Consider the following 15,188-nt stretch of genomic DNA (forward strand, 5'->3'; position numbering starts at 1 on the left):
ATGGATTAAACCAACCACTTGGAGGTCACTATGGAACGTCAGGTTCGTGCTCAATATACCGCCGATTACAAGGCGCAGGCAGTGTCATTGGCAGAGAGCCTCGGAGCGGCAAAGGCTGCCCGCAAGCTCGGTATTTCGGTCAAGACGCTGGCTAATTGGATCCGCATTTCGCGTGATGGAGCAGGGTTCGCCAAGGACGGGAAGCGCCGTCCTGTGAGCGATGTGGAAGCTGAGAATGCACGGCTTCGAGCCGAGAATGCTCAGCTGCGCATGGAGCGCGATTTCATAAAAAAAGCCGCAGCGTACTTTGCGAAGGAGTCCAAGTGAAGTACGCCTATATCGCCTCGCAGCGGACTCACTACCCGATCGGGTTCATGTGCCGGGTACTTGAGGTATCGACGTCGGGATTCTTCGCCTGGCAGGCCCGAGAACGTGCGCCACAGAGCGACGCGGACGCTCCGTTGCGTGCAGCGATCATACAGGTCCACGAGGAAAGCCGGCGCCGCTATGGTCGCCGGCGCCTCACGCATGCCCTGCGCGCACAGGGCATGCGCATCAACCCCAAACGTGTGCATCGAGTGATGCGCGAGGAAGGCTTGCGAGGCGTGCGTAAAGGGCGCTTCGTGCCGCGCACGACCGACAGTGCCCATCAGCGCGCCATCGCCCCGAACGTCCTACAGAGGCGATTTAGCGTCGACACAGCCGTGCCGGCCTGGACAAGCGACATCACGTACGTTGCCACTCGTGAGGGCTGGCTGTACCTGGCGGTGATTATCGCCTTACAGACACGCCAGGTGCTCGGCTACAGCCTCTCGGATCGCATGCCCGATGAGCTGGTGCTCAATGCGCTGCGCAATGCCTGCCATCTCCAGACACCGCCATCCGGTACGGTGTTTCATTCCGACCGCGGCAGCCAGTACGCCAGCGATGATTTCCGCAACGCTCTCGGCGCACTTGGCATGGTGGCCAGCATGAGTCGCAAGGGAAATTGCTGGGACAATGCGGTCTCGGAGAGCTTCTTCGCAACACTGAAGACCGAAGAAGCGACCGAGCCGTATGCGACAAAACAGGACGCCCACAGAGCGATCGCGCAATACATCCACGGATTCTACAATCCTGTCCGCCTGCACTCATCACTCGGATACTTGTCGCCCAACGAGTATGCGCGCAGAATGCAACACCCAGATCAAGACCCGTCTATGAGGTCCGCTGCGTAGGGACCACTTCAGGCCTTTCTTTCTGTGCTTGCCTTGCGATTTGATGACCTCATCAAAGCGGCGTCGCGCATGGGCGAGGCATCCTGCGTGGATGAGCCCCTGGGCACGGACCGCGGCACAATAACCGGCATAGCCATCGGTCTGCAGGATACCCGTGAAGCCTGCGAGCAGGCGCAAGGGCACCTCCTGGGAACGGCTCGGGTCGTAGTCAAAGAGGATGATGGGGGCCTCGGGCGGTCCGCCCCGCTGCACCCACAGATAGGACTGTGACGTGGCGGCCTTGCCCGGCTCCTTCAGGACCTGGGTGGGGGTCTCGTCCATGCTGATATACCCGTAGGCCAGCAGTTGATCGCGCAGGAGATTCACAAGCGGTTGCGCGGTCTCGGTGCCCAAGGCCACCATCCAGCGCGCCATAGTGGCCCGCGGGAGATCCACCCCGATGCGCGTCAGGATCTGCTCCTGGCGGTACAGGGGCAAGGCGTCCTGGTACTTCGAGACCACGATATGGGCGAGCAGGCCGGGGCTTGCCAGGGTCTTTGGGAGGGGTTGCGGGGGCAGCGGGGCGATCTTCACCCCCGACGCGTCGTCCTTCCGGACCCCATACTTCAGGCGCACATGGCGCAATACCCGTATGGTGGCCGGGACGATGTCGAGCTGTTCGCTCACCTCTTCGCCGATCACCACCAGCGGCTGCCCATCGGGGGTTAGGCGCGCCTCTTCGGGGAGCTCATGGATGATATCCACCCGGGGAAGGGCGGCCGGCAAGGGCTTGCGGTACCCGCGGGCCTTGCGGATGTGGCCGGCCACCACGCTCTCGACTTCCGGGACCTCTTCAGCGGCGAGGGCCTCCCGCTCAGCCTCGGCCTCGGCCTCGTCAAAGAGCCCCATCTGCGGGCTTGGACCCTTCTCGCTGCGTGCGCTATAGCGCCGGGCGATCGCGAGGTTCAGTTGTTCCTGCAGGAGTTCGGCATGGCGGGTCAAGCGCTCGATCGTGGCATCGCGCACGGCGATCAAGACCTTCAGGGCCTCGATGTCGTTGGGTAGCGCCGTGTCCCGTATGCCGTCCGTCATAGCCACGATTATACGACAGTCGAAGCGATATTGCACCCCCATGGCCACAATTTTTGCTAGGAAACCCGCTGATACACCAAGGACGGATGCGGCTTCATGAGGGTGATGTCATAGCCTGCGAGCAGCCACTGGAGCTGGTCTTCCGAGAGTGTCAGGACCGCCTCCGTGACCTTGCGCGGCCAGGCAAAGCGCGCCGCCTCCAGGCGCTTTAACCACAGCGCAAAGCCGGTCTGATCCCAATAGAGGATCTTCACGCGGTCGCGCCTGCGGTTGGTGAAAAGAAAGAGCGCGCCCGTCAAAGGCGACAAGGCCATCTCTTGCTCCACACGGGCGGCGAGCCCATCGATCCCCACCCGGAAGTCGATGGGATCACGGTGCAGATACACGGCCAAGGGGTCTATGAACATGCGCATGGGGATCACGCCTCCAGGGCCATAAGGAGGGCGGCCACCCAGGCCGGGGGCACGGCAGACGACAACGCCAGGGAGGCCTTGCCGATAGTGAGCGTGACCGTATCCCCCACGCAGTGGGGGCCACCTGGCTTGGGGCCGACCGGTGCTGGCAGGCCCCGGGGTGTGACCGTCACCGGCACGAAGGCCGCGGGGGGTGCGCCACGCTTGACCTCTTGCCCCCGGCGGCTTGCCGAACGCCCGCGAAGCTCCAGGCTGCGCCGATAGAAGTACGTCAACCGTAGCCCATGCCGGGCACAGAAGTCGCGCGCACTCTCTGCGCTTGCCTCGTACTCGGCAAAGAGCTCTTGCCAAGCCTCATTGCTGCGGATCTTTGCCATCCATCCGTCTCCATCAATGTGATGGATCGGATCGTAAGCGACTTAGAGGATCGCGGGCAGGGTGCGGTTGCTGGAGCGCTTACGCTCTTTCACGGTGACAGGCTTGCCAATGTTGTTTACGGCTACGCCTGTGTGCCCGGAATTCCGAGCTTATTTCGCCACGCATCCGTTACCTTGCGAATGACGTAGGACAAGATAAAGGATTTGCCGTCATCCAGGGTGACCCGGACGTCGACCGGTTTGAGCATGCCGCCGGGCACCATGCCCAGCGGCGCTGTGCCCAGGGCCCCGATGTAGTGTCTCTTCACTTGCCCGGCATGAGTCAGCTGTGGTTGTGGGTTTTTGCGGGTGAGCTCGGCGTGTTTGCTGGCGTCCGCGAGGTCCCGGATGATGTCCGCAGCGGAGTAGCCTGGATGACTCGGGATGGGCGTGTCGGCACGAAGGGCAGCGCGGGCATCTTCAAGGGCCGCCTCTCGCTCCTTGCGTGTATCACCGCTCGCTGTATCCACGCACCAGTAATCCACCATGTGGTTCAGCACAATAGCGGCCAGACGTCCGCGACGAATATCTTCCGGGCGCGCAAGGTATTCGTCGACAGAGGGCTTCACGACGTTATCGAAGAATTCAGTAGTGCGCGGATAGGTGCTCACGAGATTCCTCTCGGGGCGGTTCCATATGCGTTTCCAATGAGGGGCCGCGCATCAACCGTGCAAGACTGACGTGGCCCATAACGCGCCAGATAGAAACATCAAGGTGCCCACCGCGATTAAGCCGAGGGTAAGTCCGACCCATGTCATATGGTTTAGTTTTTCGCTGCCAGTGCGCTCACCGATAGATTCTCTATACAGAGTGAGTTGGGTTAAGTAAGCGCTCGTAAATCCAAGGCCCCCCATGCAGAGCCCTACCACAAAACAGATAGCCGGGCCTTGGAAATTCACTGCCGCGCATGTCTTTGCATAAATGCTACCCAGAAGGCCAAGCACAGCCACCAAAGCCCCACCATTCACGAGAAGCACAAACTTCACGGCGTTCTGGCCGTAGGAAACGAGAGACTTGAAAGTCTCCCTTTTGTGCCAAGACTCATGGTAAGGTTCTTTGTTCACCCACGCCTCCGATGCATACGGAATTATATCCGGGCGCAAAGCTGTGCGCCATCAAAGCTGGTGTAGCGGTTAAGAAGGACGAAAACATCGAGTCATACAAGAATTTATGGCGCGCAGGCACCGCAGGGACACATGTGGCATGCCCTGAATACTGCTTCATGCTTGATTATTATGCTCTTTATTCTTTCAGGAAACTATCCTGATACGCTGCACGTTAACGTTGGTACGGGCGCGGAATCCGGCAACAGGCGCGGATTCATGAAAGCCATGTCAAGGTCTTTCTTTCTGCTCCTGTCACCGCGAACATAAGGAATAGCGTCGACAATGTCTGCATGTAAGTCCTCGCAGACAAGTATCAAGCGTCGCGTGCCATTGTAAGAGTCCTTGTTCAGATGACGATGACCATCATACGGGTCGCTGCGCTGGGTAAAAACTACACCGGTTTCGGGGGCGCCTACATGAGCCATGCCGTGGCGCATGTGTTTATACAGGTCATGTTGTTTCCCGACACGATTCCGCTGATACCGGCGAAGACTTGGTATTCTGGCCAGAGCCGCATTGAACCGCCCGTTCCAGACGTTTTCTGTCGTAAGGAAAGACTTTGTATCGTATACGGAACCAAGGAGCTCTATGATAGGACCCATTATTCCGAAGCTGAGATAGTGAAGCTCCGCCTGGTCAATCATTTTTCCTAGGTCGCGGATTGCTACGGTTTCAAAAAACCAATCAAGCGTTCCTTCCATAAGAGCGGCCATTCTTAATGTCTCCTCGGGTCAACCAACCTCACTGCATCCAGGATGATACAGGCGGTTCCTAAATTCTCATGCATAAGGAATTGGGTGTCGAGGGTACCAGATTGCTTTGCGGGTGGCAGTTAGGTGGGGTGGCAGCGTCGCCCAGGCGCGAATGTTCAGCTTTATATATGTCCATGTGCCGCGGCTTTCCGGTGGTATACTTTTCCGGGGAACCCGATTGTGAAAGCACGCTGCGTCGACGCGGATGCGGCGTCATACGCTAGCGGGTCGCTTTTGAACGAATTCCACTGGGCGTACGAAAACAGCATGAATTTCTCCGAACTCGCCAACTTCATCTGGGGCGTCGCCGACCTCCTGCGCGGCGACTACAAGCGCGCCGATTTCGGCAAGGTCATCCTGCCGTTTACCCTCCTGCGCCGCCTCGAGTGCGTTCTGGAGCCCACCAAGACCAAGGTGCTGAAGGAACAGGAAAAGTATAAGGGGGAGGGCGGGGCCCCGGGTGTCGTCTTGAAGCGGCGCAGCGGCCAGGCATTCTACAATGTGAGCCCGTTTACATTGCCAGGGCTCCTCGCCGACCAGAAGCACATCCGCCAGAACCTGACGGCCTATTTGGGCGACTTCTCGAGTGAGGCCCGCGAGGTCTTCGAGCGCTTCAAGTTCCTGGAGCGCGTGCGCGAACTGGACGACAAGAACCTTCTCTTCCTTCTGGTCCAAAAATTCGCCACCATCGACCTGCACCCCGATACGGTCCCGAACGAGACCATGGGCCTGGTCTTCGAGGAGCTCATTCGGAAGTTCGCCGAGGAATCCAACGAGACGGCTGGGGAGCACTTCACGCCCCGGGATGTCATCCGCCTCATGGTCCAGTGCCTGTTCGCCGAGGATAACGATAGCCTCTCCCAGCCCGGGGTAGTACGGGCGCTCTACGACCCGGCGGCCGGCACCGGCGGCATGCTGTCGGTGGCCCAAAACACGCTCCAGGGCATGAACAACAAGGCGAAGCTCGCCCTCTTTGGCCAGGAGCTGAACGACGAGTCCTATGCCATCTGCAAGGCCGACATGCTCATCAAGGGCCAGGACCCGGATAACATTCGCCGTGGCAATACCCTCTCCGAGGACGCGTTTCCCGCCGAGAAATTCGACTACGGCCTGTCCAACCCACCCTTTGGCGTCGACTGGAAGAAGGTCCAGGAGGCGGTCAAGAGCGAGCACGAGAAGAAGGGCTATGGCGGCCGGTTTGGCCCGGGGCTTCCGCGCATCTCGGACGGGGCGCTCCTCTTCCTCCTGCACCTTATCTCCAAGATGCGGCCCCCGGCCGAGGGCGGCGGGCGCATCGGCATCGTCTTAAACGGCTCGCCGCTCTTTACGGGGGACGCCGGCTCCGGCGAGTCCGAAATCCGGCGCTGGATACTGGAAAACGATTGGCTGGAGGCCATCATCGCGCTGCCGAATGACCTCTTCTACAACACCGGCATTGCCACCTACATCTGGATACTGGACAACCACAAAAAGCCCAACCGCCAGGGCCGCGTTCAGCTGATTGACGCCACGCGCATGTACGCCAAGATGAAAAAGAGCCTCGGCAATAAGCGCACCTATATCACCGAGGAGCAGGCGGACGAAATCGCGAGAGTCTATTCCGAGGCCCGGGACGGGGCCCCCTGTGTCACAGTAGTTGCCGCCTCCATTAATCGTTAATCTGGGGGGCGAGGTGAGAGAACGATGGCACGATACGCACAACGATTGAAGGATCAGGCCGTGGCCCGGCTGTTGCCGCCAGAAAGCGCTTCAGTGGATACAGTGGCTCACGAGCTGGGGGTAGGCATCGCCACGCTCGAGCGCTGGCGAGCCGAGGCCTTGGGGGCCCCGAGAACGGAGCGGACCTGGACGGCCACTGCCCGTCTGGAGGCCGTGATCGCCACCGCCGCGCTGGACGAGACGGCCCGCAGTGCATGGTGTCGTGAACAGGGCCTGTATCCCTCGGATCTGGAAGCCTGGCGGGATCAGGCCATCGCGGCATTGGCCACCCCGGCCGAGGTCCGGGCCAGACCCGAGGAGACCCGCAAGGATCGGCGGCGCATTCAGGAGCTCGAACGCGAGATGCGGCGCAAAGACAAGGCCTTAGCCGAGACCGCGGCCTTGTTGGTGCTCTCAAAAAAACTCTCGGCGATCCTTCGAGAGGGCGCGGACGAATGATTCCGCTGAACGATCGCCAAACTTTCGCCCAGAATATCCGGCAAGCGCAGGCCGCAGGGGCCCGCCTGCACGCCGCGTGCGCGCTCGCCGGCATTGATAGCCGCACCCTGCAACGTTGGGAGCGGGGCTTGGGCCTCACGCACGGAGACCGACGTCCAGAGGCTGTGCGCAAGACGCCCTTGCATGCCTTGTCCGCGGCCGAACGCGCGCGGATTCTGGCGGTGGCCAACGAACCGCGCTTTGCGGAAATGCCGCCTGCGCGGATCGTGCCGAAACTGGCCGATGAAGGCGTGTATCTCGCCTCCGAATCCACGTTCAGCCGGGTCTTGCGAGCGGCAGGGCAAACCCACCACCGGGGTCGGGCAAAGACCCCGCGGCCTTCGCGACCGCCCACCACTCATGTGGCTACCGGCCCCCGCCAGGTCTGGTGCTGGGACATGACCTATTTGCCAGCCGAGGTTACGGGGCTCTGGTTTTATCTCTACCTGATCCTCGACCTCTATAGCCGCAAGATCGTGGGCTATACGGTCGCCGACACCGATGACGCTGATCACGCGGCGCATCTCGCGCGACGCACCGCTCTTGCCGAAGGAATCCACGGTCTTCACGAAAAGCCCGTGCTCCACGGTGACAATGGGGCAACGCTCAAGGCCACCACGGTGCTTGCCATGCTCCATTGGCTGGGCGTGAAGCCGTCCTACTCCCGTCCGCGCGTCTCCGACGACAACGCCTTCGTGGAATCGCTCTTTCGCACCGCCAAATACCGGCCGGAATTCCCGGAACGAGGCTTTGCGGATCTGGAATCCGCGCGTGCCTGGGCGGCTACCTTCGTCCATTGGTATAACCATGACCATGCCCACAGCGGGATTCGCTATGTAAGCCCGGCACAACGCCACGCCGGAGAGGATGTCGCGATCCTCACCGCCCGTCATGCTCTGTATCAGGAAGCCAAGGCACGACACCCGCGTCGCTGGTCGGGACCGACCCGCAACTGGTCGCCGATAACGGTGGTCACTTTAAATCCGGAGCGAGAGGCAGCAATCAATGCGGCCCTCGATCCCTTAACCGAAAAACGCAAGAGTGCATAACTTAGGCGGCAACTGCCTTGACACGCACCGGGGGCGACCTTCACGACCGAGTACCGCGAACCGATAAAGGCCAACGGCAACGGCAAGGCCCCCGAACCCGAGGCGCCCCGCATCGTCTCCAAGGTCTTCGACAACCGCTTCTTTGGCTACCGCAAGGTCACGGTCGACCGGCCTCCGCGGCCCGGCAGCGAAGGCAAGCCGAAGAAGGGCGAGAGGCCCTACGACAAGGACCTGCGCGACACCGAGACCATCCCGCTGACCGAGTCTATCGACGCGTACATGCAGCGCGAGGTCCTGCCCCATGTGCCGGACGCCTGGGTGAACACCACCATCCGGGACGAGAAGGACGGGGAGGTGGGCAAGGTGGGTTATGAAATCAACTTCAACCGCTACTTCTACGTCTATAAGCCGCCAAGGCCGCCGCATGTCATCGCGGAAGAGATTCGCGAGATGGAGAAGCGCTTCCTGGAGCTCATGAAGGGGGTGGTGGAGTGACCGCTGCGCAGTGGCGCAACCTGCCGTTGAAGCGTGTGGCAGAGATAATGCCGAGCAACGTGGACAAGCACAGCGTTGAAGGCGAGATACCGGTTCGGCTTTGTAATTATGTGGATGTTTACAATAATGACCGCATAGACGACAGCATTGATTTTATGTCGGCCACGGCTTCTGAGGCGCAAGTCGCCCGCTTTACACTGAAGGCGCAAGATGTTTTGGTGACAAAGGACTCCGAGGAGCCCAGCGACATCGGAATACCGGCCTACGTGCCCCAGGATATGCCAGGCGTCGTATGCGGGTACCATCTTGCGGTTCTTCGACCTGATTTAAGGCGAGTGCATGGCGGTTTTTTGAGCTGGGCGCTCCAGTCCGCCGAAGTTCAAGCTTACTATGAAACGGCTGCAACCGGTATCAGCCGCTACGCTCTGGGGATAAGCGACCTAGGCATGACGCCATTGCACTTGCCGGAGCTCCGGGAACAAACCCGAATAGCCAACTTCCTCGACGAGAAGACGGCGCGGATTGATGCGCTGATTGGGGAGAAGCAGAGGCTGGATGCGCTGCTGGGGGAGTATCGTTCGTCACTGATTTCTTCGGCGGTGACGGGGCAGGTGGACGTGAGTGCAGAGACGATGGTTCCTAAAACAGAAAAATGGGACGAGCCTATAACCGATTGCCAGCTAAAACATCTGGCATCAATGAAAAGCGGAGAAAGCATCAGTTCTGATGAAATTATACAAGATGGACCCTATCCTGTGAGAGATGGACCCCAATTCTTGGACACTAGCTTAGGTGATTATCTGCCCTTACAGTAACGCAACAAGGAGCAGAAATCCTATGAGCAAGACACGACGCAATCACGCCCCGCAGTTCAAGGCCAAGGTGGCCCTTGAGGCCCTGGCCGGGGAAAAGACTATCCATGAGATCGCAGCCAAACACCAGGTCCATCCGAACCAGGTGACCCAGTGGCGCCGGCAGTTGATCGACCAGGCGGCGAGCATTTTCGGCAAGCCCACGGGGACGACACCCACCAGCGATCGCGAGGCCTTGCTGGCCAAGATTGGAGAGCTTACGGTCCAGAACGATTTTTTCGCACGAGTGCTCGGCAAATGACCACGGCTGAGAGACTCCAACGGGTCGAGCGCGAGAATCCGGTGGTGCCGATCGCACGCCAATGCGCGTGGCTTGGCGTGCCCCGCTCGAGCGTGTATTACCAGGGGAGACCTGTGGTCTCCGAGGACGATCTGGCGCTCATGAAGCGGCTCGATGCCCTCCACCTCCAGCATCCCTTCCTGGGCTCGCGGCGCCTGCGGGACCGGCTCGAGCGCGACGGCGTGTTCGTAAACCGCAAGCGCATCCAGCGGCTCATGCAGGTCATGGGGATCAAGACCCTGTACCCCAGGCGCAAGACCAGCGCCCCGGGTCCGGGTCATCGCATTTATCCCTATCTTTTGCGAGGCATGACCATCACCCGGCCCAACCAGGTCTGGTGTGCGGACGTGACCTACATCCCCATGGCCCGGGGCTTTTGCTATCTCGTCGCCATCATGGACTGGGCCACGCGTGCGGTGCTCTCCTGGCGGCTGGCCACCACCCTGGAGGCCGACTCCTGTGTCGAGGCCCTGGAGGAGGCCCTGGAGCTCTATGGGGCCCCGCAGATCTTCAACACCGACCAAGGGGCGCAATTCACCTCCGAGGCCTTCACAGACGTCCTGAAGGCCCACACGATCGACATCAGCATGGACGGCAAAGGCTGCTGGCGTGACAACGTGTTCGTCGAGCGGTTGTGGCGCTCTGTCAAGTATGAGGAGGTGTATCTCAAGGCCTATGCATCGATACCTGAAGCACGGGCCTCTCTTGCAAAATACTTCCATTTCTATAATCATGAGAGGCCTCATCAAGCACTGGATCGACGGACACCGTGGGAGGCTTACACCACAGCGTCCTGGGATCTAGCCGCTTGACCAACCCGGCAGATAATCCACCTAAGGATCGGGAGATTCTGTCCAGGGGTTGGGGTCCATCTCAGTGTATGGTGGTAACGGCCTGCGCGGTTACACGGATAACTACACGCATACGCAAACGGGACCGCTTATTGGCCGACAAGGCGCGCTTTGCGGGAATGTGACATTTGCTAGTGGAACTTTTTGGGCTACTGAGCATGCGATTGTGGCGACACCACAGGAAGGGATTTGGCCTAGATGGCTGTTTTGGTTGTTGGAAGGCTTGGACCTCAACCAATATTCCGTAGCGGCCGCGCAGCCGGGCCTTGCTGTCGAGGCTCTAGCGAGAGTTAGAGCACCTAAGCCCGAGTTTTCTAGTCAAATTCGCATCGCCAACTTTCTCGACGAGAAGACGACGCGGATTGACGACCTGCGTGGCCATTGCAAGGAGCACATATCCCTTTTGTGCGAATACCGCTCCTCCCTGATTTCTGCGGCGGTGACGGGGCAGTTGGATATAGACAACTTCGGGCGGAGCGGCGCATGAGTTACATCGCGGAGGCGCAAGGCATATGGTACGAAGGCAGCAGTTCTTGGCTACGGCTCATGCAGCAGCATCCCTTGCTGCTACCAATTCGCTTTGTGGGCCACCTCCCGGATGCGGAAATGCTCTTTCGGGAGGAATACTTCAATTCGGCTACACGCATACGACGCGGCTGGCTGTACGAGAGAACCGAGAGGTTCGGGTGGGGTCCTGGCTGCGTGAGTCGCCACCCGCTGCGGGAGTACAATAATCACAATACTGGCCTCACAATGAGTAAAGCTTACAAAGCGGCCGAATGTTCGGTGCGGAATGGGTGGACGGCTATTCTCGGCGACAATAACGCGCAATCTCATTGGACTGTTGTTTTCGCGGAAAGGGCCGGGCTCGACGCCCACTATCTCACGCTGAAGTCCAAGACCTACTTCGGCGTCCTCCCTGAGGTTAACCGCGATGTCATCCCCGAGGCCAATCGCCAGGATATCCTCCGGGCGCTTGACGCAGTTGTCGAGGCGGCCCCCATCCAAGCGCCCCAGCCGGTCATTGATGCGTGTCGCAATGCGGCGTGCCATATGATATCCGCACAATTTCCGGAGTCGAATTCCGCGGGCAAGAAGGATTTGGGCGAACTCGTGACATGGCTCTTGAACGAAGGGAAACTCAAGTCCTGCACGGATGCCGCTGGCACCTTAGTCTATTTGCTGGAGGTCTCGTCCAGTCACCTTATCGCCCGTCTGCACAGCCGCGCCAAAGCCAACGCCGCAGCACAGCACGGAACGCGCCCCGTCTCCCAGCAGGACGCCAATCTGGCCGTGGACGCCATTGCGTTCCTGCTCCAGGACTTTGGGTGGGCGGAGACGATGGCATGACGCGCCATTGGCGTTTTCGGAGCTCCCGTAAAACATGACTGGCAAACGTCACCACTACGTCCCGCGGTTCTTGCAGGCTGGCTTTAATAGTCGACCTGGGGAGAGGGCCAGACGGGCTTGGCTCTATCGGAAAGGTGGGGCGACGCCTCTCGAGGTAACGCTGAAGCACATCAGTGTTGAGGTGTCCTTTTATCGTTATCAGGCGTCTGGGGTGGACATCTCCGCGGACGAAGCCATTACGCGCGCAGAGGGGCAGCGCTTGGCGCCACTTGTACAGAAATTGCGAACAGGGAATCCGACAAGCATACTGGACCCTGCGGCTTTGGCGGAGCTCTTTGCGCATATTTACGCCCGGACAAAGGCTCTATGGGAAATAGGGAGACTGCAAGCCCCGCTGATGTTTGAGCGGCTTGCCACGTTCACGCGGGACCCGCAGGCCATACAGAGTGTCCTGCCGCGACTCTTAGAGACGCAACGTCCCATCGTTACACGGCTCCTAGCATCGCGTTATCCTGACCGAGATGTTGGCGAGTTGTTGTCCGAATGGGGAGAGCAAATCCAAGGCGTCGCGTCGGAAAAGTTGAGTGCAGATATCGGCCGCATATCGGATGCGCTTTTGGGGTGGGCTTTGCGGGCCCTCCAGGTAAGTAAGGTCCAATCCATGCAAGAGCTTTCGAAGAACCCTGCGCTAGCGAAGAGGTTCCACGGTTGCACGTTTCGCCTGCTGGAGTTTGACGGCGCACGGCTCGTGCAAGGCGATACGCCCGTCGTATTTTACCGGGTGGGCGGTTTTACGCCCATGCTGGCAAAAGACGAGTCGTTCGATTACGCGTTCCTGCCGGTTACTCCTATGCGAGTGGTGGTGGCGTGCGTCAGAGATATACCTCATTCCTGGGAGGAGTTGCGCGACGCCAGCATCGCGTGCTCCCACGAACACTTTATTGCAGCCGCGCGATATCCGGAATTGGCCACGCTGGCAACCACCATCGGACACAGTTTCCCGGCTGTGACCGACGCGGACATTGAAAAGCTCTTCGCGGAGGCGGTTGCCCTAACGTCTGCGGCGGATTGGCTGGGTACCGACGCGGGGGCGATGGTTGAGCGCCTAGCGCATGAGTGTTTGTGGCCGCCACAAGACGGGGGGCCGTCATCGTCTGGAGAAGAAAAATGAGCACGGAATCAATGCAGTTCGAATGGCCTGAAGGAAACCCGAGTAACGAAGCGGAATTTGACCGCCTCATGTGGGCCTTAGACAAGCATCTGGCGGAGCGGAGGGGCCAGCCTCTGCATCGGTTAATGGGATTCTACATTGAGGACGCCCTGCGGGAGGCTAGGCTAGACTGCGGTGTAACCTACGCATGGCGGTCGGAGTCGGCAAGGGAGCCCGGTTACGCAGGGGAGCCGCTAGTGGCGAAGGCTTACCGGTGGTACGGCCAAGTCTACGGCGTAAAGGTGTCCGGGCGGAACGCCGTCGCGGACATGTGGTCATCCGGATTTTTCCCGGCAATGCTCGGCAACGAGGCGGTATGGAAGGTGCGTATACCGATAAGAACGATGGGATGGCCGCATGTCGTTTGCGACGCGGAGGATTTCAAAGGTTCCGAGGGAGACAGCTATGTAAGCCATGACGCGGAAACGGTGAATGTTCTGCGCCTAGTCGAAAACTTGCCGTTGAAGCTTATTGATTATATGTCAGAGGCGGAGCAAACCGATTTGACCGCAGTCTGTGCGATGGCCTTGTGTGCCATGGGATGGCTTCACGCTGCCAGAAAAATACTTGCCGCAAACAAAACAGTGGCTAAGAAGGACCGTGAGCTTTTGCAACATACACGTCAGGACTATGTGAGCTCTACTGTCAATTTGCTGGCCTACAACTACGCCCAGTCGCGTTGGTCGTCATCTCAGGCTATCGAAAAGATGATAAAGGGCTTATTGACGCTCGCCGGGAAAAAATATCCTAATGTTCACGACCTGTCCACGCTGGCAGGCATAATGAAAAAAGGGATAAAGGTCGCGCCAAGAGAAGACTGCGTGGAGATTGGTATGTGGCCTGCCAGCGCCCGGTATGATGACACAAGGACGACGCTCGACGAGTGTCTTCAGGCCAACCATGCGGTTCTACGGCTTGCCGAACAGTTTTCCAAAGACGACATGGTCGTGGAATTGTTAGACGGGGCACGAGCAAAATGAGTAAGGTAGGCGAGCTTAACGTTGTCTGCACGATGCCAGCGGCAATCCCATGACCCGCCCCCAAACCATCCAAATCTTCCTGCCTTCTGGCGACCCGCAAGGCCTCCGTGTCGCCGAAATCACGACCCGCATCGTCCGCGTCATTGAGGTGCCGCGCAGCCTTCTGGCCGACTTCCTGAAGATGCCCGAAGCACAGCAGGTCGGCGTGTATTACCTCGTGGGGCCGGCGGAAGAGGGCGAGGGGGCCTTGCTCTACATCGGCCAAAGCGGTGCCGTGGGAACTCGGCTTGCCCAGCACAATGAGAATAAGGACTTCTGGAACCGCGCCCTGGTCGCCGTATCCCTCACGAATAGTCTCACCCAGACGCACGCGCTGTTTCTCGAGTGGTTGGGTATCCGCGATGCCAAAAACGCCGGGCGCTATGCACTGGATAATGGGAATGCGGGCGCCCGGCCACACACACCGGCGCCGCTCGAGGCGGATTGTCACGAAATCCAGGACACTGTGCGTGTCCTTCTCGCCACCTTGGGCTATCCTGTCTTTGATGCGGTCGGCAAATCCGCGACGAAGGATAGCGCCGAGGAATTCTTCTGTCGTGCCAATGGCGTCGAGGGGCGCGGCCTGTATACACCGGAAGGATTCGTCCTGCTTAAGGGCTCGACGGGTCGGCGGGAAAGCATGTCGTCCCTTCAGGGAACGGTATACGAGCATGTCCGGGGACGGCTTATCGAAAGCGGCGTGTTGCGGGTCGAGGGGGACCGAATTGTAGTGACGAGAGATTATGTCTTTAGCTCTCCAAGTCGAGCGGCTGTAGTATTGCTCGGTTATAGCGCGAATGGCTGGCAGGTATGGAAAAACGCCGCTGGCCGGACGCTGAATGGTGTGATACGGGTAGGGATAACGGATGCTACGACGTGATGCCGTGAGGT

The 15,188-nt window shown here is 59.5% G+C and carries 15 protein-coding genes and 2 pseudogenes; 12 read left to right on the forward strand and 5 right to left on the reverse strand.

Going from position 1 to position 15,188, the window contains the following annotated elements; all coding sequences use genetic code 11:
* Positions 1-30: 30 nt before the first annotated feature.
* Together C4900_RS05085 and C4900_RS05090 are read left to right on the forward strand one after the other, a co-directional pair.
* The gene (locus C4900_RS05085) at positions 31-327 is read left to right on the forward strand and encodes a transposase (RefSeq protein WP_114282232.1); all 297 of its coding nucleotides are present in this window, start codon (positions 31-33) and stop codon (positions 325-327) included.
* Positions 324-1,217: an IS3 family transposase gene (locus tag C4900_RS05090; RefSeq protein ID WP_114282231.1), complete on the forward strand. Its 894-nt coding sequence runs from the start codon at positions 324-326 to the stop codon at positions 1,215-1,217. Before C4900_RS05085 ends, C4900_RS05090 begins: the two co-directional genes overlap by 4 nt.
* Here the strand turns inward: C4900_RS05090 and tnpC are convergent.
* The 5 genes from tnpC to C4900_RS15780 form a co-directional block, all read right to left on the reverse strand.
* Positions 1,134-2,288 carry an IS66 family transposase gene (gene tnpC, locus C4900_RS05095; RefSeq protein ID WP_170132412.1) on the reverse strand — a complete coding sequence of 385 codons (1,155 nt, stop codon included), beginning with the start codon at positions 2,286-2,288 and terminating at the stop codon, positions 1,134-1,136. The two genes, C4900_RS05090 and tnpC, sit on opposite strands and share 84 nt — an antisense overlap.
* Before the next feature lie 56 nt (positions 2,289-2,344).
* On the reverse strand, positions 2,345-2,701 hold the full coding sequence (tnpB, locus tag C4900_RS05100; protein WP_147267128.1) for an IS66 family insertion sequence element accessory protein TnpB: 357 nt from the start codon (positions 2,699-2,701) through the stop codon (positions 2,345-2,347).
* Between the two features lie 5 nt (positions 2,702-2,706).
* A complete protein-coding gene (gene tnpA, locus C4900_RS05105) occupies positions 2,707-3,078 on the reverse strand; it encodes an IS66 family insertion sequence element accessory protein TnpA (RefSeq protein ID WP_114282496.1) in 372 nt (123 codons plus the stop codon).
* A 122-nt stretch (positions 3,079-3,200) separates the two neighbouring features.
* Positions 3,201-3,728 (reverse strand): hypothetical protein, encoded by a 528-nt coding sequence (locus C4900_RS05110; RefSeq protein WP_114282498.1) that lies wholly within the window; start codon positions 3,726-3,728, stop codon positions 3,201-3,203.
* A gap of 647 nt (positions 3,729-4,375) precedes the next feature.
* Positions 4,376-4,936, reverse strand: coding sequence for a hypothetical protein (locus C4900_RS15780; protein WP_147267129.1), 561 nt, complete (start codon positions 4,934-4,936; stop codon positions 4,376-4,378).
* A gap of 306 nt (positions 4,937-5,242) precedes the next feature.
* Between C4900_RS15780 and C4900_RS05125 the strand changes: the two are divergent.
* The 10 genes and pseudogenes from C4900_RS05125 to C4900_RS05170 form a co-directional block, all read left to right on the forward strand.
* A pseudogene (locus C4900_RS05125) lies at positions 5,243-6,589 on the forward strand (type I restriction-modification system subunit M); the annotation flags it as partial.
* Positions 6,590-6,658: 69 nt separating this feature from the next.
* Positions 6,659-8,220, forward strand: a pseudogene (locus C4900_RS05130) (IS3 family transposase).
* A 279-nt stretch (positions 8,221-8,499) separates the two neighbouring features.
* Positions 8,500-8,715: a hypothetical protein gene (locus C4900_RS16185; protein ID WP_211306776.1), complete on the forward strand. Its 216-nt coding sequence runs from the start codon at positions 8,500-8,502 to the stop codon at positions 8,713-8,715.
* A complete protein-coding gene (locus tag C4900_RS05140; RefSeq protein ID WP_114282503.1) occupies positions 8,712-9,530 on the forward strand; it encodes a restriction endonuclease subunit S in 819 nt (272 codons plus the stop codon). Before C4900_RS16185 ends, C4900_RS05140 begins: the two co-directional genes overlap by 4 nt.
* 22 nt (positions 9,531-9,552) lie before the next feature.
* Positions 9,553-10,679 (forward strand): IS3 family transposase gene (locus tag C4900_RS05145; protein WP_114282476.1). Its coding sequence is split into 2 segments (ribosomal slippage): positions 9,553-9,814 and positions 9,814-10,679, totalling 1,128 coding nucleotides; the frame shifts between segments, so codons are not numbered across the junction.
* Between the two features lie 64 nt (positions 10,680-10,743).
* Positions 10,744-11,205, forward strand: a complete 462-nt coding sequence (locus tag C4900_RS05150) for a restriction endonuclease subunit S (protein WP_170132413.1) — start codon at positions 10,744-10,746, stop codon at positions 11,203-11,205.
* Entirely contained in the window at positions 11,202-12,068 is an 867-nt protein-coding gene (locus C4900_RS05155) for a hypothetical protein (protein WP_114282507.1), read from the forward strand. Before C4900_RS05150 ends, C4900_RS05155 begins: the two co-directional genes overlap by 4 nt.
* A gap of 34 nt (positions 12,069-12,102) precedes the next feature.
* Positions 12,103-13,239 (forward strand): DUF4238 domain-containing protein, encoded by a 1,137-nt coding sequence (locus C4900_RS05160; protein WP_114282509.1) that lies wholly within the window; start codon positions 12,103-12,105, stop codon positions 13,237-13,239.
* Positions 13,236-14,258 carry a HEPN domain-containing protein gene (locus C4900_RS05165; RefSeq protein WP_114282511.1) on the forward strand — a complete coding sequence of 341 codons (1,023 nt, stop codon included), beginning with the start codon at positions 13,236-13,238 and terminating at the stop codon, positions 14,256-14,258. Before C4900_RS05160 ends, C4900_RS05165 begins: the two co-directional genes overlap by 4 nt.
* 49 nt (positions 14,259-14,307) lie before the next feature.
* Positions 14,308-15,177 carry a GIY-YIG nuclease family protein gene (locus C4900_RS05170; RefSeq protein ID WP_114282513.1) on the forward strand — a complete coding sequence of 290 codons (870 nt, stop codon included), beginning with the start codon at positions 14,308-14,310 and terminating at the stop codon, positions 15,175-15,177.
* Positions 15,178-15,188: the final 11 nt, after the last annotated feature.

Source organism: Acidiferrobacter thiooxydans (genome assembly GCF_003333315.1).
GTDB lineage: Bacteria > Pseudomonadota > Gammaproteobacteria > Acidiferrobacterales > Acidiferrobacteraceae > Acidiferrobacter > Acidiferrobacter thiooxydans.

What these genes read in the sequence shown, in the direction of transcription:
- C4900_RS15780 (WP_147267129.1), bottom strand. Translation starts at nt 4,936, where the DNA reads ATGGCCGCTCTTATGGAAGGAACGCTTGATTGGTTTTTTGAAACCGTA.
- C4900_RS05160 (WP_114282509.1), top strand. Translation starts at nt 12,103, where the DNA reads ATGACTGGCAAACGTCACCACTACGTCCCGCGGTTCTTGCAGGCTGGC.
- tnpB (WP_147267128.1), bottom strand. Translation starts at nt 2,701, where the DNA reads ATGCGCATGTTCATAGACCCCTTGGCCGTGTATCTGCACCGTGATCCC.
- C4900_RS05155 (WP_114282507.1), top strand. Translation starts at nt 11,202, where the DNA reads ATGAGTTACATCGCGGAGGCGCAAGGCATATGGTACGAAGGCAGCAGT.
- tnpA (WP_114282496.1), bottom strand. Translation starts at nt 3,078, where the DNA reads ATGGCAAAGATCCGCAGCAATGAGGCTTGGCAAGAGCTCTTTGCCGAG.
- tnpC (WP_170132412.1), bottom strand. Translation starts at nt 2,288, where the DNA reads ATGACGGACGGCATACGGGACACGGCGCTACCCAACGACATCGAGGCC.
- C4900_RS05085 (WP_114282232.1), top strand. Translation starts at nt 31, where the DNA reads ATGGAACGTCAGGTTCGTGCTCAATATACCGCCGATTACAAGGCGCAG.
- C4900_RS16185 (WP_211306776.1), top strand. Translation starts at nt 8,500, where the DNA reads ATGCAGCGCGAGGTCCTGCCCCATGTGCCGGACGCCTGGGTGAACACC.
- C4900_RS05165 (WP_114282511.1), top strand. Translation starts at nt 13,236, where the DNA reads ATGAGCACGGAATCAATGCAGTTCGAATGGCCTGAAGGAAACCCGAGT.
- C4900_RS05170 (WP_114282513.1), top strand. Translation starts at nt 14,308, where the DNA reads ATGACCCGCCCCCAAACCATCCAAATCTTCCTGCCTTCTGGCGACCCG.